The sequence below is a fragment of the Pseudalgibacter alginicilyticus genome (assembly GCF_001310225.1).
GTDB lineage: Bacteria > Bacteroidota > Bacteroidia > Flavobacteriales > Flavobacteriaceae > Pseudalgibacter > Pseudalgibacter alginicilyticus.
The window spans coordinates 1,794,517-1,812,269 of the sequence record NZ_CP012898.1 but is presented as its reverse complement, the minus strand read 5'-3'; the positions used below and the strand labels follow the sequence as shown (position 1 = coordinate 1,812,269).

The 17,753-nt window shown below is 32.9% G+C and carries 17 protein-coding genes; all 17 read left to right on the top strand.

Annotated features, from left to right (window positions below; translation table 11 throughout):
- The first annotated feature begins 116 nt into the window (after positions 1 to 116).
- The 17 genes from APS56_RS07535 to APS56_RS07455 all read left to right on the top strand — a co-directional run bounded on the left by APS56_RS07535 (position 117) and on the right by APS56_RS07455 (position 17,696).
- Complete coding sequence (locus tag APS56_RS07535; RefSeq protein WP_054726797.1) at positions 117 to 1,073, top strand: sugar phosphate isomerase/epimerase family protein; 957 nt, start codon at positions 117 to 119, stop codon at positions 1,071 to 1,073.
- A 34-nt stretch (positions 1,074 to 1,107) separates the two neighbouring features.
- Positions 1,108 to 2,277, top strand: coding sequence for an MFS transporter (locus tag APS56_RS07530; protein ID WP_054726787.1), 1,170 nt, complete (start codon positions 1,108 to 1,110; stop codon positions 2,275 to 2,277).
- Between the two features lie 17 nt (positions 2,278 to 2,294).
- Entirely contained in the window at positions 2,295 to 3,440 is a 1,146-nt protein-coding gene (locus tag APS56_RS07525) for a Gfo/Idh/MocA family protein (RefSeq protein WP_054726784.1), read from the top strand.
- Positions 3,441 to 3,534: 94 nt separating this feature from the next.
- On the top strand, positions 3,535 to 4,587 hold the full coding sequence (locus APS56_RS07520; RefSeq protein WP_054726779.1) for a sugar phosphate isomerase/epimerase family protein: 1,053 nt from the start codon (positions 3,535 to 3,537) through the stop codon (positions 4,585 to 4,587).
- Between the two features lie 13 nt (positions 4,588 to 4,600).
- Complete coding sequence (locus APS56_RS07515; protein WP_054726777.1) at positions 4,601 to 5,350, top strand: 3-keto-disaccharide hydrolase; 750 nt, start codon at positions 4,601 to 4,603, stop codon at positions 5,348 to 5,350.
- Between the two features lie 415 nt (positions 5,351 to 5,765).
- The gene (locus tag APS56_RS07510; protein WP_157757631.1) at positions 5,766 to 6,338 is read left to right on the top strand and encodes a GNAT family N-acetyltransferase; all 573 of its coding nucleotides are present in this window, start codon (positions 5,766 to 5,768) and stop codon (positions 6,336 to 6,338) included.
- A gap of 25 nt (positions 6,339 to 6,363) precedes the next feature.
- The gene (locus APS56_RS07505) at positions 6,364 to 7,542 is read left to right on the top strand and encodes an argininosuccinate synthase (RefSeq protein ID WP_054726773.1); all 1,179 of its coding nucleotides are present in this window, start codon (positions 6,364 to 6,366) and stop codon (positions 7,540 to 7,542) included.
- 106 nt (positions 7,543 to 7,648) lie between these two features.
- A complete protein-coding gene (gene argC, locus APS56_RS07500; protein WP_054726768.1) occupies positions 7,649 to 8,632 on the top strand; it encodes an N-acetyl-gamma-glutamyl-phosphate reductase in 984 nt (327 codons plus the stop codon).
- Positions 8,633 to 8,745: 113 nt separating this feature from the next.
- Positions 8,746 to 9,870: an aspartate aminotransferase family protein gene (locus APS56_RS07495; RefSeq protein ID WP_054726763.1), complete on the top strand. Its 1,125-nt coding sequence runs from the start codon at positions 8,746 to 8,748 to the stop codon at positions 9,868 to 9,870.
- 32 nt (positions 9,871 to 9,902) lie between these two features.
- Entirely contained in the window at positions 9,903 to 11,096 is a 1,194-nt protein-coding gene (locus APS56_RS07490) for a glutamate-5-semialdehyde dehydrogenase (RefSeq protein WP_054726760.1), read from the top strand.
- Positions 11,096 to 11,857, top strand: coding sequence for a glutamate 5-kinase (gene proB / locus APS56_RS07485; RefSeq protein ID WP_054731258.1), 762 nt, complete (start codon positions 11,096 to 11,098; stop codon positions 11,855 to 11,857). Before APS56_RS07490 ends, proB begins: the two co-directional genes overlap by 1 nt.
- An 8-nt stretch (positions 11,858 to 11,865) precedes the next feature.
- The gene (locus APS56_RS07480; protein ID WP_054726757.1) at positions 11,866 to 12,813 is read left to right on the top strand and encodes an N-acetylornithine carbamoyltransferase; all 948 of its coding nucleotides are present in this window, start codon (positions 11,866 to 11,868) and stop codon (positions 12,811 to 12,813) included.
- Positions 12,814 to 12,857: 44 nt separating this feature from the next.
- Positions 12,858 to 13,634, top strand: a complete 777-nt coding sequence (gene argB / locus APS56_RS07475) for an acetylglutamate kinase (protein WP_054726754.1) — start codon at positions 12,858 to 12,860, stop codon at positions 13,632 to 13,634.
- A gap of 1 nt (position 13,635) precedes the next feature.
- Positions 13,636 to 14,703 carry a M20 family metallo-hydrolase gene (locus APS56_RS07470; RefSeq protein WP_054726751.1) on the top strand — a complete coding sequence of 356 codons (1,068 nt, stop codon included), beginning with the start codon at positions 13,636 to 13,638 and terminating at the stop codon, positions 14,701 to 14,703.
- Positions 14,704 to 14,740: 37 nt separating this feature from the next.
- On the top strand, positions 14,741 to 16,015 hold the full coding sequence (argH, locus tag APS56_RS07465; RefSeq protein WP_054726748.1) for an argininosuccinate lyase: 1,275 nt from the start codon (positions 14,741 to 14,743) through the stop codon (positions 16,013 to 16,015).
- 5 nt (positions 16,016 to 16,020) lie between these two features.
- Complete coding sequence (locus tag APS56_RS07460; RefSeq protein WP_054726745.1) at positions 16,021 to 16,776, top strand: class I SAM-dependent methyltransferase; 756 nt, start codon at positions 16,021 to 16,023, stop codon at positions 16,774 to 16,776.
- Positions 16,777 to 16,820: 44 nt separating this feature from the next.
- Complete coding sequence (locus tag APS56_RS07455) at positions 16,821 to 17,696, top strand: alpha/beta hydrolase (protein WP_054726742.1); 876 nt, start codon at positions 16,821 to 16,823, stop codon at positions 17,694 to 17,696.
- The last annotated feature ends 57 nt before the right edge of the window (positions 17,697 to 17,753 follow it).

The window sequence follows — 17,753 nt, the reverse complement described above, 5'->3', positions numbered from 1 at the left end:
TGGTGATTAAATTCGTAATTATTGAAAAATTGGCTATTTTGCATTCCAATAATGTTTAATATTTTTTGAATAAAAATTTAATTTTTGTAAAACATTTTTTAAAATCAACTAAGTAAATGGAACGTAGAGATTTTATAAATAGAACAATACAGGCAAGTATGGCATTTTCTGTTTTAGGGTTTACTGCTTGTAAAAATTCTGTAAAAGAAAAACAGATTGTAGAAGAGTTGACAAAAAAACCTTTATTATTTTTTGAAATTTCTTTAGCACAGTGGTCTCTACATCGCGCTATATTTAATAAAAAAATGGATCATTTAGATTTTGCTGCTAAATCAAGAAGTTTTGGTTGTGAAGGATTAGAATATGTTAATACCTTTTTTAAAGATAAAGCAAAAAATGTGGCTTTTCTTAAAGAAATGAATCTTCGTGCTGATACGGAAGGGCAAACAAATGTTTTGATTATGGTTGATGGAGAAGGAGGTTTAGCTCATGCTGATAAATCTAAAAGGCTTCAGGCAATTGAAAATCATTATAAATGGGTTGAGGCGGCTCATTTTTTAGGTTGTCATGCTATTCGTGTTAATTTGGCTGGTGGTATTGATAAAAAAGAAGCTGTTAAAGCGGCTGTTGACGCTTTAGAAAAACTGTCGGATTTTGCAAAAGGTTCAAATATTAATGTGTTAGTTGAAAACCATGGTGGGTTTTCTTCAAATGGTCATTGGATGTCTGAAGTATTTTCTCAAATTAAAACTGACAACTGTGGAACGTTGCCAGATTTTGGTAATTTCTGTATTGAAAAAGATAAAGATAGAAATTGTATAGACGCTTATGACCCTTATAAAGGAATGATGGATTTGTTACCTTTTGCGAAAGCAATAAGTGCAAAATCATATGATTTCGATAAAAATGGAAATGAAACTACCATAGATTATTTAAAAGTTATGAAAATGGTTAAAGACGTTCATTATAAGGGTTTTGTGGGGATAGAATTTGAAGGAAAGGGTATGTCTGAGGACAAAGGTATTATGCTTACAAAAGATTTATTAATTAAAGTAGGAAACCAATTGTCTTAAATATAGGATCATTAATCAAACTAAATTTTTTAAAATGGAACACATCAACAAAAACAGGCTATTTCTTGCAAGTTGCCTTGCATTAATCACCACAGCCATGACTTTTGCTATTAGAGCAAGACTTGAAACCGTATTTGGTCCAGAGGGGATTGGATTAACTTTAGAGCAATTAGGATATGCCTTTGCTCCAGCGTTTTTTGGTTTCACAATAGCTATGATTATTGGAGGGCCATTGGTAGACTTGCTTGGAATTAAAAAAATTACTTGGATGGCTTTTATTACGCATGCAGTGGGTATAGTTTTAACACTTATGGCAGATACGATGACTTCGTTATTTATAGCAACATTATTTGTTGGAATAGGAAATGGGTTTGTTGAAGCAGCACTAAATCCAATGGTAGCTTCTATGTATTCTGATGAAAAAACAAAAATGTTAAATAGATTCCATGTTTGGTTTCCTGGGGGGATAGTGATTGGTGCCCTAGTTGGGTGGCTTATAATGGATGTCATGGGGTTAAGTTGGAAAGTTATGGTTGCTAGTTTATTTGTTCCTTTAGCTTTATATGGTATTTTGTTTTTTGGTCAAAAAATACCAGTTACAGAGCGTGTGCAACTAGGTATAAGTAATAAGGTCATGTTTTCAAGTGTTTTTAAACCATTGTTCTTATTTATGGTACTTTGTATGTTTTTAACAGCAGCGTCAGAATTAGGCACAACACAGCGTATAGAATCACTTTTAAAAGAATCTGTAGCAGCTCCCTTGTTGGTACTTGCTTTTATAAATGGAATTATGGCATTAGGACGGATGTTTGCAGGGCAGGTAGTTCATAAATTAAGTCCCTCAGGAATGTTATTGTATTCGGCAATATTTACATTTATAGGCTTGTGGTTACTTACCATTACCACTGGAGGAATGACCTTTGTAGCAGCTGCTGTCTTTGCCATAGGGGTTACGTTTTTTTGGCCAACTATGTTAGGTTTCGTAGCCGAACATTTGCCGGAAACTGGTGCATTAGGACTGTCAATAATGGGTGGAGCAGGTATGTTTTCAGTGTCGGTTGTTTTGCCTATTATGGGGAATCTTATGGATACTGCAAGCGCAGGCGAAGCATTGCGAACCATGTCCGTTTTGCCTGCCATTCTTATAGTTGCATTTATTGGATTAAATATCTATGTGAAAAAAAATAAAATAGTGAAATCATAAAACGTATAATTTTAAAAATGAGTAGAAAATTAAGAATGGGAATGGTTGGTGGTGGCACTGGTTCGTTCATTGGAGATGTACATAGAAAGGCTGCAGCTATTGATGGTATGATAGAATTGGTGTGTGGTGCATTTAGCAGTACAGCAGAAAAATCTATTGCTTCAGGAAAAGATTTGAATTTAGATGAAACTAGGTGCTATGGAACTTTTGAAGAAATGATTCAGAAAGAAAAAGCTTTGCCGGAGTCAATTCGTATGGATTTTGTTTCTATAGTAACTCCAAATCACATGCATTTTCCTCCAGCAAAAATGGCCTTAGAAAATGGTTTTCATGTGGTCTGTGATAAACCAGTTACGCTGACATTAGATGAGGCTATAGAATTACAAAATGTTATAAAAAAAAGCGAAAAATTATTTGTGCTTACACATAATTACACTGGGAATCCTATGGTGAAACAAGCTAAAGCTATGGTGGCCAAAGGTGAATTGGGAACTATTAGAAAAATTCAAGCGCAATATTTACAAGGGTGGCTTTCAACATCATTAGAAAATACAGGTCAGAAACAAGCGTCTTGGAGGATTGACCCAAAACGCTCAGGTATAGGAGGAGCTCTGGGTGATATTGGTACGCATGCAGAAAACCTAATTGAGTATATTACAGGGTTGAAAATTAAAGAAATAGCAGCCGATTTAGGTAAGTTTGGAGATGGTAGGGTTTTAGATGATGATGGTAATATGCTTATTAGAATGGAAAACGGAGCCAAAGGAAGTATTTCTATTTCGCAAATAGCCTTGGGTGAGGAAAATAATCTGGCAATTAAGGTGTATGGTACGAGAGGAAGTTTAGAGTGGTATCAAGAAAATCCAAATGAGCTGATAACTCGTTGGCTAGAAGAGCCTAAGAAAATATATACTCCAAACGGTAACGGATTGCATTCTGAAGCTATGGAAGTTTGTAGGATTCCAGCAGGGCATCCCGAAGGCTATTTGGAGGCATTTGCTACTATTTATAAAAATTTCTCTAAACATTTAATAGCTATTAATAATGGAGATATTATTGAAAAACCAGATTATCCAACGGTTGAAGATGGCATTAGAGGGATGAAATTTATTTATGCTGCTGTTGAAAGTGATAGGAATAATTCAATATGGACAAAAATTTAAAATAATATAAATCATACGTTCCTGTTTTCTTTCCATTTTGTGTGTAGTACAGTTGATATGGGAAGTTTCGGTGGAACTTTTAGACGTGTAGAATATGAAAACAATAAAAGGACCTGCGGTTTTTTTAGCGCAGTTTGCAGGAAGTGAAGCACCATTTAATACTTTAGATGGTATGTGCCAATGGGCATCAGAATTAGGGTATAAAGGGATTCAAATTCCAACTTGGGAATCTGGATTGATAGATATAGAAAAGGCAGCAGAAAGTCAAATGTATTGTGACGAGCTTAAAGGAAAAGTGAATTCTTATGGATTGGAAATCACTGAGCTTTCTACACATTTACAAGGGCAATTAGTAGCAGTAAACCCAGCTTACGATGTTATGTTTGATGGCTTTGCGCCAGAACAATTCAAGAACAATCCAAAAGCAAGAACGGAATGGGCTATTGATTTCGTGAAAAAATCTGGAACAGCAAGTTCAAGATTAGGGTTAAAATCTCATGCTTCATTTTCAGGAGCGTTACTGTGGCACACGGTTTATCCATGGCCACAGCGTCCAAACGGATTGGTAGATTTGGGATTTAAAGAATTGGCTAAGCGTTGGCTTCCAATTTTAAATCATTTTGATGAGCAAGGGGTTGATATTTGTTATGAATTACACCCTGGAGAAGATTTACATGATGGTGTGTCTTTTGAGCGTTTTTTGGAAGCAACAGGAAATCATAAACGGGCCAATATTTTGTATGATCCAAGTCATTTTGTGTTGCAGCAGTTAGATTATTTAACCTTTATTGATTATTATCATGAGCGCATTAAAGCATTTCATGTAAAAGATGCTGAGTTTAATACATCAGGAAAGCAAGGCGTGTATGGCGGGTATTCCGATTGGAAAGAACGGGCAGGTCGTTTCCGTTCATTAGGTGATGGTCAAGTAGATTTTTCAGGCATATTTTCTAAATTAACTACTTATGGTTGTGATGTTTGGGCGGTTATGGAATGGGAATGTTGCATAAAATCCTCTAATCAAGGAGCTCGAGAAGGGGCGCCTTTTATCCAAAAGCATATTATTGAAGCCGCAGAACGCAGTTTTGATGATTTTGCAGGTGGTGAAACCGATGAAAAATTATTGAAGGGTATTTTAGGAATTTAAAAATATTAATTAAATGAAAAAAATAGGAGTTTTAGTATTGGCTTTTTGGTCGTTTCTTTGTTTTGCTCAAGAAAAAGAGCAAAAGATGAAACCTCAAGAAACAGAAGTTTGGGAACCTAAAGTACCTGTTGTAACTCCTGGTATAAATAATTTACCACCAAGTGACGCTATTGTGCTTTTTAATGGAAGCGACTTAAAGCAATGGGTAAACGCTAAAGATGGAAAAGAAGCCGATTGGATAATAAATAATGATGGAAGTATGACTGTCAAAAATAAATCTGGTAATATTAAAACTAAACAAAACTTTGGTAGTATTCAGCTTCATATTGAATGGAAATCGCCTAAAAGATTAGAAGGAAGCGGTCAACATCGAGCTAACAGTGGTGTGTTTCTACAAGGACTTTATGAAATTCAAGTGTTGGATAACAATGGTAATAACACATATGTAAATGGGCAAGCAGGTTCTGTGTACAAACAATCTGTTCCTTTGGTGCATGCGGCTGTTGAAACAGGTGAATGGAATACCTATGATATTATTTATCATCAGCCTGAATTTGATTTAGGAGGTAATGTAACTCAACAAGCTACCGTTACTGTTTTATTTAACGGTATTTTGGTTCAAGATCATTTTAAAATAATAGGTCCAACCAAATTTATCGGTTATCCTAAATATGAGAAACACGGTAAAGGACCTTTAATATTGCAAGATCATCAAGATAATAGTAGGGTTAGTTATCGTAATATTTGGTTGAGAGAACTTTAATAAGAGTAGACATTCATCTCATATAAAAAATTATGTTTTTTTATATGAGATGAATGTTGTTTAGTAAATAATTAGTTGTAGTTTTGTACCCTTATATTAACGAAAGGGGCTTGTGCCGACGATTTAGAGTTAATAGTTTAGGTAGTTATTCAGTGAAAACAGGAAACCACATATCTCTTATCTCTTATGTTTTAGTATTGTGTACTAAAACTGCTGTTGTGTGTATTCCTCAAAATCGCCCCTAAGGGGTGTTTTTTTAGAAAGTAATTCACTTTCAATTTTCGTTACTTATATTGTTTAAAATAATAATTTTTAGAGTTAGATATACTTTAATGAATTGTTTAGTTTAATAATCAATGGTCTTTTTATAGGTTATTGGTTAAAATTGAGATATGTTTTTAAACAACAAACTAAAATGAATACGATATTGGACATAGAAATTAATAGTGTTATAGAACAAGCAGAATTATTTTGTACAAAAGAAGAAATAGAAATAAAGCTTGTTTATAAACTTTCAAATAAATCACTGGAAATTATTTCAGAAAGATCAAGAGAACTTTCAACTTTGTACTATGTAGATGTTGATATGTTAAAAACACGTGCAGAAAACGGTTGTTTTATATTGAAAAAAAATGATCGAATTTATGGCCATATTTTTGTTCATGAGCATTTGGTTAAAGGGCATTCCGTGTTTGAACGTACCTCTTTATGGGTAGATCGCGAATGTAGAAATTATAATCTTGGGTTGTTATTAATGTATAAAATGACCGAATTGTTTTCTGATTCGTTTCTTATTTCAGTAGCACAAACACCTAAAGTGCATTATTATAACGAATTATTAGGTATGACTCATGTTACCTTAGCTAAAATGTCTGCAGGATTGGTTGAAGAACTTGAGAAATTAGGAAAATTACGAGATGAGCATAGTTTTAGGTATTATGTAAATGAATGTTTTGAGTCTGAAATTGGTCATTTAAAGCAAATATAAAATAAGACATACAAATTATAATTAAATGAAAAAATTAGTAATAGCATATAGTGGAGGCTTAGATACCTCATATTGCGCCGTAAGTTTATCAAAAGAATATGATGTACATGCTGTGAGTGTAAATACAGGAGGTTTTACAAAAGAGGAAATTAACCATATAGAAAGTAATGCTTATAAAATGGGAGTTTCAACTTATAAAAACATCAATGCAGTACCCACATTTTATCAAAAAGTGGTGAAGTACTTAATCTTCGGAAATGTATTAAAAAATAATACTTATCCACTATCAGTAAGTGCTGAACGTATCATTCAAGCAATTGAAATTGTAGAATATGCTAAAAGCATTGATGCAGAATATATTGCTCACGGTAGCACAGGAGCAGGTAATGATCAAGTACGTTTCGACATGATTTTTCAAACCTTAGCACCACATATTAAAATTATTACGCCTATTAGAGATGAAAAACTAACCAGACAGGAAGAAATTGACTATTTAAAAACGAATGGAATAGATATGTCTTGGGAAAAAGCAAAATATTCAATAAACAAAGGTTTATGGGGTACAAGTGTTGGTGGTTCAGAAACATTAACATCAGATAAGCCTTTGCCAAATGAGGCATATCCGTCTCAATTGAAACATAATGAAGAAGAAAAAGTATCATTAACTTTTTTAAAAGGTGAATTGGTTGCTGTTAATGGGGTTGAAAATGATCCAGAAATTAATATTGAAGTCTTAAATAGTTTAGCCTCATCATATGCAATAGGGAGAGATATTCATGTAGGAGATACAATTGTAGGTATTAAAGGTCGTGTTGGTTTTGAAGCCGCAGCAGCCTTAATTATTATTAAAGCTCATCATTTATTAGAGAAACATACCTTAACAAAATGGCAATTACAACATAAAGAATATTTGGCAAGTTTTTACGGTATGCATTTGCATGAAGGGCAATATTTAGACCCCGTAATGAGAAATATGGAAGCCTTTTTAGAGAGTAGTCAAGATAAGGTGAGTGGCGATGTAACGGTTACTTTAAAACCCTATCATTTTTCATTAGACGGTATTAAGTCTGAACATGATTTAATGAGCGCTAAATTTGGAAGTTACGGTGAAGAGAATAAAGCATGGACTGCAGATGATGCCAAAGGATTTATCAAAATTATTGGAAATGCAAACAAGATTTATCAACAGGTAAACAACTCTTAATAAGATTTTAAACGATGAATCATTTCGTTAGTATTAGAAAATGCATGGTTAAATGGAATGCAATGTCTTGTTCGATATGATTATATAATGAGAAATAAATTGTAAAATGAAAAAAATACAAGTTGGTATTATAGGGGGAGCAGGATATACGGCTGGTGAGTTAATTAGATTATTAATTACACACCCAAATGCTGAAATTAATTTTGTTTTTAGTACCTCCAATGCTGGAAATCAAATTAGTAACATACATCAAGATTTAGTTGGGAGTTTAAATTTGAAATTTACAGATACTATTAATCCTAATGTTGATGTGCTGTTTTTGTGTCTGGGTCACGGTAATTCCATTAAATTTTTAGAAGCGAATGCCTTTTCTGAAAATACAAAGATTATTGATTTAGGAAATGATTTCAGATTGGAAAAAGACAAGGTTTTTAAAGGGAAAACCTTTGTTTATGGGTTGCCTGAGTTACAAAAAGTAGTGATTGAAAAAGCCAATTATATTGCTAATCCTGGCTGTTTTGCAACAGCTATTCAATTAGCGTTATTACCATTGGCAGGTAAAGGATTGCTGAATACCGATGTGCATATTAATGCCGTTACGGGGGCTACAGGAGCCGGAACATCATTGTCTGAAACAACTCATTTTACTTGGAGGGATAATAATTTTTCTTACTACAAACCTTTTACCCATCAGCATTTAGGAGAAATTAATCAATCTGTAAAACAATTACAAAGCAGTTTTTCATCTGAAATACTTTTTATGCCTAATCGCGGTAATTTTTCAAGAGGAATTTTTGCGACTGTTTACACCAATTTTGAAGGCACCATTGAAGAGGCAAAAGATATGTATAAGTCCTTTTATAAAGATGCTGCTTTTACTTTTATTTCAGAAAAAGAATTGCATCTTAAGCAGGTAGTAAATACTAACAAATGTTTGATACATTTGCATAAGCACAATAATAAATTACTGATTACAAGTATAATTGATAATTTATTAAAAGGCGCTTCAGGACAAGCAGTTCAAAATATGAATTTGATGTTTGGTTTGCCCGAAAATGAAGGGATTCAATTAAAAGGAACTTATTTTTAATATTAAAATAAACGAGATTCAATAAGTTTTGGGTGTTAGAGCCATGATTACTGAGTAAAGTAGAAATAACACAAAGTTAGATTTGATGAATCTATTAAAATTAAAACAAAAAAATGCCGCTATTTGACGTTTACCCATTATACAGTGTTACTCCAGTTTCTGGAAAAGATATTTTTGTTTATGATGACAAAGAAATTGAATATTTAGATTTATATGGTGGTCATGCCGTGATTTCAATTGGACATGCACACCCTAATTACGTTAAGGCTATTACAAATCAAGTTGAAAAGTTAGGCTTTTATTCCAACGCCATTCAAAATCCGTTGCAACTTGAATTGGCTAATAAATTAGAAGCCCTTTCAGGTTGTAAAGGTTATGAATTGTTTTTATGTAATTCGGGTGCAGAGGCCAATGAAAACGCATTGAAATTAGCCTCTTTTAAAACAGGGAAATCTCGTGTGGTTGCGTTTAAAAATGGATTTCATGGTCGTACCTCGGCAGCAGTAGCGGCTACTGATAATCCTAATATTATAGCACCAATAAATGCGCAGCAAGCGGTAACAATTTTGCCTCTAAACGATGTTGAAGCGGTTAAAAAGGAATTGGAAAAAGGCGATGTTTGTGCCGTTATTGTTGAATTTATTCAAGGTGTTGGAGGTTTGGATCAAGCCACTGCTAAATTTTTTGAGCAAGTGGATCAACTTTGTAAAGTAAATAATACCTTTTTTATTGCGGACGAGGTGCAATCTGGTTACGGGCGTTCTGGTAAGTTTTTCGCTTTTCAGTATTATAATGTTGCTCCAGATATTATTTCTATAGCAAAAGGAATGGGAAATGGATTTCCTATTGGTGGCGTTTTAATTCATCCAAGTATTGAGGCTAAGCATGGGATGTTAGGAACTACGTTTGGAGGAAATCATTTGGCGTGTGCTGCTGGTTTAGCCGTTTTAAATACCATTGAAGAAGATAAGTTGCTTGAAAATGTCCATACCATATCAGAATATTTTATCTCAAAAGCAAAAACAATTCCTCAAATAAAAAATATTAAAGGAAGAGGATTAATGATCGGATTGGAATTCGATTTTGAAGTTGGAGAACTTAGAAAAAAACTTATATATGAAAATCATATATTTACTGGTGGTGCATCCAATAAAAAACTAATACGGATTTTACCACCATTAACAATTAAAAAACAACACGTTGATCAGTTTTTTGAGGCTTTAAAAAAAGCATTGTAGAATAGAGCACTGACAACAAAAAAAAGAAAACAATGAACACTTTATTATCAATTGAAACAAGAAATGCTGTATTACTTAAAATGGCGCAACTTTTGGAACAAGAAAGAGCGGCTATCATTGAGGTTAATAAGGGCGACTTAGAGGCTTACAGTGGAGATGATATTTCCATGTATGACAGATTGAAAGCGGACGATAAAAAAGTTGATGAAATGATTGCTTCTGTAACACATTTAGCATCGCAAGACGATCCTGTTGGGGTAGAGCGTTTTCGCTTTAAGCATGATAATGGGATGCAGGTTTATAATAAAACGGCATCCTTTGGTACGGTTTTGATTATTTATGAATCCAGACCTGATGTTACTGTGGAAGCAGCTGGAATCGCATTCAAATCTGGAAATAAAATATTATTAAAAGGCGGAAAAGAGTCTTTAAATTCTAATCTTAAGATTGTTGAATTATGGCATCAAGCTTTAAAAGAAAATGGTGCCTCAACAAATTGGGTGGAGTATTTACAATTTAATAGAATAGAAACTCAAGCATTCTTAGAAAATCCAACACAACAGGTTGATTTGATTGTGCCACGTGGTGGTGAAAGATTGATAGCATTTACTAAGCAGCATGCTACTTGTCCAGTAATTATTAGTGGACGTGGTAATAATTTTGTGTATGTACATAAAGACGCGGATTTGGATATTGCTATCAACGTTATTTTGAATGGAAAATCAAAAATATCAGCTTGCAATGCCATTGATAAGGTATTGATAGATGAAAATCTTCCTAATAAAAAAGATTTTGTTGCAAACCTTATTTCAAAATTAAAAGATTTTAAAATTCAAGTATTAGGTGATGATACAATTTCAAAAGAGCATGGTTTAGAAGGCATAAAATCTGACGATATTTGGTATGAAGAATTTTTAGATTATAAGATTCTTATAGGCGAAATTGCGTCTAATCAAGACACCATTGCCATGATTAATAAATATTCTGGCGGACATTCTTCAGTTATTGTTACTAAGGATGAAAACGAAGCCAAAGCTTTCATGGAAAATGTAGATACGGCTGCGGTGTATCATAATGCATCTTCAAGATTTACTGATGGTGGACAATTAGGATTGGGTGGCGAATTAGCTATTAGTACAGATAAATTACACCAACGCGGACCAATCGGTTTACAGCATTTAGTAACAAATAAATGGTATGTTCATGGAAATGGACAAACAAGATAATGAAGAAAAAAAGAGTTTTATTAAAAATAGGTTCTAATACCCTTACTAAAGAAACAGATAATATTTCAAGAGGTAAAATTGAGGATTTAGCCATTCAAATAGCACAATTACAAGATACACATGAGTTTATAATAGTAACTTCAGGTGCTATAGCTGTGGCAAAACAGTTTGTGAAATTAGAGAGTAAACGCAAGCCAATTTTTGTAAAGCAAGCTTTAGCATCCATTGGGCAGCCCCATTTAATAAGGATATATCAAGAAATATTTAGAGAGCATAGTTTACTAACTTCGCAGTGTTTGTTATCTTATTCAGATTTTGAAAAGAAAGAGAGTAGAGTTAATATTGTAAATACTATTAATGTGTTGGTTAATAATAGTTATATCCCCATTATTAATGAAAATGATACTGTTGCAACAGATGAAATTAAATTTGGCGATAACGATAAATTAGGAGCATTAACAGCCTCGCTTTTAGGAGTTGATTTGTTTGTAATTGCTACAAATACTTACGGCATTTATACAAAAGAATCTATAAACGAGAAACAACCAAAAACTATTGAAGCAGTTTCAAATATTGATACACTTATCAATCAAGTGGTAGATTCTAAATCTTCACACGGCAGTGGCGGAATGCAATCTAAAATAGAGGCAGCTTTGGTTGCTAAAAAAGCAAATATAGAAACATGGATAGTAAATGGATTGGAAGATGATTTTATAGTGAATGCTATGAATAATAAAATACCGTTTACTAGAATAAAATAAAAGTAAAAATGAAGAATTATACGTCCATTCAAGATATAGATAACATTAATTCTTGGATTGAAGAAGCCAAAGCATTAAAAGCAAGCCCATTGAAACATTTGGCTTTAGGTGCTAATAAAACCATAGGATTGTTGTTTTTTAATAGTAGTTTAAGAACCCGGTTAAGCACTCAAAAAGCAGCATTAAATTTAGGAATGAATCCTATTGTAATGAATGTGTCTGGGGATGCTTGGGGTATTGAATTTGAGGATGGCTCGGTAATGAATGGAGGTACTGCAGAGCATATTAAAGAAGCTGCAGCTGTAGTTTCTCAATATTGTGATATTATTGCTGTACGTGCTTTTCCAACTTTAACAGATAAACCAAAAGATGAAAGTGAACAAGTCATAAATTCGTTTATAAAACATGCTTCCGTGCCAATAGTAAGTATGGAAAGTGCCACAGGACATCCATTGCAAGCTTTAACGGATGCTGTAACCATTTCAGAATTTTCTAAAGTAGCAAAACCTAAAGTAGTACTTACTTGGGCACCACATGTTAAAGCATTGCCACATGCGGTAGCAAATAGTTTTACACAGGCTATGCAAAAAATGGACGTAGAGTTTGTTATTACACACCCGGAAGGTTATGATTTAAATCCAGAAATAACAAGGGATTCACCTATTATTTATAATCAGGATGAAGCCTTTGCTAATGCCGATTTTATTTATGCTAAAAACTGGAGTTCTTACTCTAACTACGGAAAAATATTAAATTCCGATTTAGATTGGATGGTAAGTGCTGAAAAAATGAAATTGACAAATAATGCTAAATTTATGCATTGTTTGCCTGTTAGAAGAAACTTAGTTGTGTCTGATGCTGTTTTAGATAGTGAAAATTCTTTGGTAATCCAACAAGCAAATAATAGAACTTTTGCAGCACAAACTGTGCTTAAAAAAATACTTGAAAACCTTTAACTAAAGTCAGGTTAGCATAGTTGAAAACCAATGAAATATAAAGCATGGAGACATTAAAAATAGTCAAAATTGGAGGAAACATTATTGAAGATGAAACGTCTTTAAATGCTTTTCTGAAATTGTTTTCTAATTTAGAAGGGAAAAAGATTTTGGTACATGGAGGAGGTAAACGTGCTACCTCTGTGGCTTTAAAACTAGGAATAGAATCTCAAATGGTTAATGGTAGGCGTGTTACGGATGCCAAAACATTAGAAGTTATTACAATGGTTTATGGAGGTTTGGTAAATAAGAATGTGGTTGCAAAACTGCAAGCTTTAAATGTAAATGCTATTGGGTTAACTGGTGCGGATGTAAATAGTATTTCTTCTGAAAAAAGACCTATTAAAGAAGTTGATTTTGGTTTTGTAGGAGATGTTAAAAAAGTAGCTCACGAATCTATAGATAAATTAATTCAAGCAGATTTTATACCTGTTTTTTGTGCCATTACGCATGACGGTAACGGACAATTATTAAACACAAATGCAGATACCATTACTTCGCAAGTAGCCATAGGAATGAGTAAATTATATAAAACGTCTGTTTATTATTGTTTTGAATTGAATGGTGTTTTAGAAAACATACAAGATAAAAATTCAGTGATAAAACATATTGATTCTAAAACATATAAATATTTGTTAGATAGAGGAATTATTGCAGATGGGATGCTTCCTAAATTGGAAAATTGTTTTGATGCTTTAAAAAATGGAGTCAATACAATTAATATGGGAAATACAGATATGTTGATCAAAGCAAATGATAACTTCACCAAAATCACCTTGTAAAATGACGCAAAAACAATTATCAAATGATGCTATTGCGTTACTTAAAAGGTTAATAGAAACGCAATCTTTTTCTACCGAAGAAGATAAAACTGCAAGGCATATTGAAGCTTGGTTCAAAAGCAATAATATAGATTATAAAAGGACGAAAAATAATGTTTGGGCAATCAATAAGTATTTTGATGAGAGCAAACCAAATATGTTACTAAATTCACATCATGATACTGTAAAACCGAATAGTGCATATACCAAAGATCCATTGAAAGCCATTGTTGAAGATGGTAAATTATACGGTTTGGGTAGTAATGATGCAGGTGGTTGTTTGGTGTCTCTAATTGCTACTTTTACTCATTTTTATAATTATAAAGATTTAAAATATAATTTGATTTTGGTAGCTTCTGCAGAAGAGGAAAGTAGTGGTCCAAATGGATTGAATAGCATGTTGAAAATTATTCCTAAAATTGATGTTGCCATAGTAGGAGAACCAACGTTGATGAATTTAGCGGTTGCCGAAAAAGGTTTGGTGGTTTTTGATGCTAAGATACAAGGAACTGCTAGTCATGCTGCACACCCAAATGATGATAATCCTATTTATAAGATGATTGAAACTTTACAATGGTTTAAAAATGTAAAGTTTGAAAAAGGTTCGGAAACTTTAGGTGATGTTAAATTAACGGTTACTCAAATTAATGCAGGAAAACAGCACAATGTGGTGCCAGCAGAAGTAGAATTGGTAATTGATGTTCGTGTTAATGATAAATATACTAATGCGGAAATAGCAGAGTTTCTTGAAAAAAATGCACCCTGTGCAAGTATTAAACCACGAAGTTTGCATTTAAATTCATCGTCAATTCCAATGGATCATCCATTAGTGAAAGCTGGTATTGCTATGGGACGAAAACCTTACGGATCACCAACTTTGTCTGATCAAGCTTGGTTATCATGCAAGTCGCTTAAATTAGGCCCGGGTGATAGTACGCGCTCGCATTCTGCAGATGAATATATTCATTTGTATGAAATTGAAGAAGGCATAAAAATTTATATTGAATTGTTGAATCGGGTAATCGTTTAAGCAAATCAGTTCATAAACAAATAAACATTTTTACAAAATGAAACTCTGGGACAAAGGCATATCAATAGATAAAAAAATAGAACAATTTACAGTTGGAAACGATAGGGAAATTGATATTCACATAGCAAAATATGATATTATTGCATCAAAAGCTCATGCTAAAATGCTTCAAAAAATAGGTATTTTAACAGTTGAGGAATTAGAACAATTATTAGGGGGCTTAGATGTTTTGTCAGCACAAATTGAAGCAGGTAGTTTTGAAATTGACAGCCAGTTTGAAGATGTACATTCTAAAATTGAATTTGAATTAACTAAATCTTTAGGAGATGTTGGTAAAAAAATTCATACTGCACGATCAAGAAACGATCAAGTTTTGGTGGCTCTCCATTTATATTACAAAGAAAATTTGAGTTTGGTAAAAGAAAAAACGCAGACGCTTTTTGAAACCCTATTATCGCTAGCTGAGAAGTATAAAGATAAAGTGCTTCCCGGTTACACACACTTGCAAGTGGCTATGCCATCGTCATTCGGTTTGTGGTTTTCAGCGTATGCGGAATTGATGATAGACGATGTTTACTTATTAAATGCTGCCATTAAAACTGTAGACCAAAATCCATTAGGTTCTGCGGCTGGATACGGAAGTTCCTTTCCCATTGATAGAGAATTTACTACCAAAGAAATGGCTTTTTCAACCTTAAAATATAATGTGGTAGCTGCTCAAATGGGACGTGGAAAAAATGAACGTACCATAGCTGCTGGCTTAGGCGGTTTGTGTAATACGCTATCGCGTTTTGCTATGGATATATGTTTATATATGAGTCAAAATTTTGGATTTGTAACTTTTCCAGATGAGTTAACTACAGGTAGCAGTATTATGCCACATAAAAAGAATCCTGATGTTTTTGAATTGATTCGAGGGAAATGCAACAAGATTCAAGCTTTGCAAACAGAAATGATTTTAATAACCAATAATTTGCCTAGTGGCTATCATAGAGATTTTCAGTTACTAAAAGAAAATATGATTGCTGCTTTTGAAGAAACTAAAGATATTTTAGATATTTTTAATTTCTCCATCCAACAAATTATCGTGAAAGATATAGATGTTCACAGCAATCTGTACAAGTATTTATTCACAGTTGATAATATTAATAGCTTAGTAGTTGAAGGTCAAACGTTTAGGGAGGCTTATCAGGAAATTGGAGGTCAAGTACAAGATGGTACTTACGTACCTGATATTTCAAAAAAACATACCCATGAGGGTAGTATTCATAATCTCTGCTTGGATAAAATAAAGGCTAAATTTCCTAATTAGTTATTATGAAAAAATTAAAAAGATTGGTGTGGTATTTTATTCATGGTAAAGAATTTCTTAATAGTCCTATTTTTATTGAAGGTCAAAAACGGACTAAAATAGAATTGGAAAAACCACACTCCCGAACTGAGGTGATAAATTTTTTATTGTCTTTGTTTAATGAAGAAACAACTTATTTAGAAATTGGCGTTAGGAATCCAGATCACAATTTCAATCATATTAAAGCTACCACAAAGTACAGTGTAGATCCAGGATTAGAATTTGAAGAAAATCCTGTAGATTTTAAAATGACTAGTGATGTGTTTTTTGAAAAGCTGAATTCAAATCAAGTTCTTTCTTCAAATATTAAATTTAATGTTGTTTTTATTGATGGTTTACACTATGCCGAACAGGTGAATAAAGACATTAAAAATGCTTTAGATTTTATAACAGAGGATGGTTTTATAGTGCTACATGATTGTAATCCGCCAACTGAATGGCATGCCAGAGAAACCTTTGGGTTTTTTAAAACTCCAGCAAAGGGATATTGGAACGGGACCACATGGAAAGCTTTTTTGAAATGGCGCTTTAATCCATCTGTTTATTCCTGTTGTGTAGATACTAATTGGGGAGTTGGCATTTTGTCAAAAACACATAATATAGGTAAGAGTATTTCAGCTACAAATCCATTTTATGAATATTATCTTTTAGAAGAAAACCGTAAGGACTATCTTAATCTTATAGATTTTGATAGCTTGAAAAATATTTTAAATTCTAATTAGAAATAAATTTGAAATTCTATATAATAATTTTTAATTTGTATATTATGATTCACCCTATTTTTAGTCAAAATGACATTATACAATTATGGGATGATATCATTCCAAATAGTCAAAATTCAGAGGAGTTAGAAATCATAACCAACACAGATATTATCAGAATATCAAAAGTGCAAGAACCTACATTAGAAGTCTATTTACCTTCAAAGAAAAACAATACTGGAAAAGCTGTTGTAATTTGTCCAGGAGGTGGATATCAGGCATTAGCGTATGATTGGGAGGGTATTGATATTGCTAAATGGTTTAACACCAAGGGAATTGCTGCATTTGTGTTGAAATATAGGTTGCCAGATTCAAAATCTATTAAAGTGTCTTACGAAGCACCATTACAAGATGCTCAGCGAGCAATAAGGTTGTTACGGTTTCATGCTGAAAAATGGCATATTAATAAAAATAAAATAGGTGTTATGGGCTTTTCGGCAGGAGGACATTTAGCATCAACATTAGGAACCCAGTTTAATTATCCAAATCATTTTAAAGAATCTAATGTAGATATTATTTCTGCACGACCAGATTTTATGGTTTTATTGTATCCAGTTGTGACTATGAAAAGCAATTTTACTCATAAAGGATCGCGTAATAGTTTATTAGGTAAAATACCTGATGAAAAATTGGTAGAAAAATTTTCTAACGAATTGCATGTTAGTAAAAACACACCACCAACTTTTATAGTGCATTCTGGGGATGATGAGTTAGTACCAGTTGAAAATAGTTTGAATTTTTATAATGCTCTTAGATCAAATAATGTAAAAACTGAAATGCATATTTATCCTTATGGAGGACATGGCTTTAGTTTAGCTATTGGGAAGGACTATTTACAAACTTGGCCAGATAGATTGTATGATTGGTTAAAAGGTATTTAGATAAAATAAAAGAGTGCTTAATAATAAGCACTCTTTTTAAATCCTAAATTAATTTTG

What these genes read in the sequence shown, in the direction of transcription:
- APS56_RS07535 (WP_054726797.1), top strand. Translation starts at nt 117, where the DNA reads ATGGAACGTAGAGATTTTATAAATAGAACAATACAGGCAAGTATGGCA.
- APS56_RS07530 (WP_054726787.1), top strand. Translation starts at nt 1,108, where the DNA reads ATGGAACACATCAACAAAAACAGGCTATTTCTTGCAAGTTGCCTTGCA.
- APS56_RS07525 (WP_054726784.1), top strand. Translation starts at nt 2,295, where the DNA reads ATGAGTAGAAAATTAAGAATGGGAATGGTTGGTGGTGGCACTGGTTCG.
- APS56_RS07520 (WP_054726779.1), top strand. Translation starts at nt 3,535, where the DNA reads ATGAAAACAATAAAAGGACCTGCGGTTTTTTTAGCGCAGTTTGCAGGA.
- APS56_RS07515 (WP_054726777.1), top strand. Translation starts at nt 4,601, where the DNA reads ATGAAAAAAATAGGAGTTTTAGTATTGGCTTTTTGGTCGTTTCTTTGT.
- APS56_RS07510 (WP_157757631.1), top strand. Translation starts at nt 5,766, where the DNA reads ATGAATACGATATTGGACATAGAAATTAATAGTGTTATAGAACAAGCA.
- APS56_RS07505 (WP_054726773.1), top strand. Translation starts at nt 6,364, where the DNA reads ATGAAAAAATTAGTAATAGCATATAGTGGAGGCTTAGATACCTCATAT.
- argC (WP_054726768.1), top strand. Translation starts at nt 7,649, where the DNA reads ATGAAAAAAATACAAGTTGGTATTATAGGGGGAGCAGGATATACGGCT.
- APS56_RS07495 (WP_054726763.1), top strand. Translation starts at nt 8,746, where the DNA reads ATGCCGCTATTTGACGTTTACCCATTATACAGTGTTACTCCAGTTTCT.
- APS56_RS07490 (WP_054726760.1), top strand. Translation starts at nt 9,903, where the DNA reads ATGAACACTTTATTATCAATTGAAACAAGAAATGCTGTATTACTTAAA.
- proB (WP_054731258.1), top strand. Translation starts at nt 11,096, where the DNA reads ATGAAGAAAAAAAGAGTTTTATTAAAAATAGGTTCTAATACCCTTACT.
- APS56_RS07480 (WP_054726757.1), top strand. Translation starts at nt 11,866, where the DNA reads ATGAAGAATTATACGTCCATTCAAGATATAGATAACATTAATTCTTGG.
- argB (WP_054726754.1), top strand. Translation starts at nt 12,858, where the DNA reads ATGGAGACATTAAAAATAGTCAAAATTGGAGGAAACATTATTGAAGAT.
- APS56_RS07470 (WP_054726751.1), top strand. Translation starts at nt 13,636, where the DNA reads ATGACGCAAAAACAATTATCAAATGATGCTATTGCGTTACTTAAAAGG.
- argH (WP_054726748.1), top strand. Translation starts at nt 14,741, where the DNA reads ATGAAACTCTGGGACAAAGGCATATCAATAGATAAAAAAATAGAACAA.
- APS56_RS07460 (WP_054726745.1), top strand. Translation starts at nt 16,021, where the DNA reads ATGAAAAAATTAAAAAGATTGGTGTGGTATTTTATTCATGGTAAAGAA.
- APS56_RS07455 (WP_054726742.1), top strand. Translation starts at nt 16,821, where the DNA reads ATGATTCACCCTATTTTTAGTCAAAATGACATTATACAATTATGGGAT.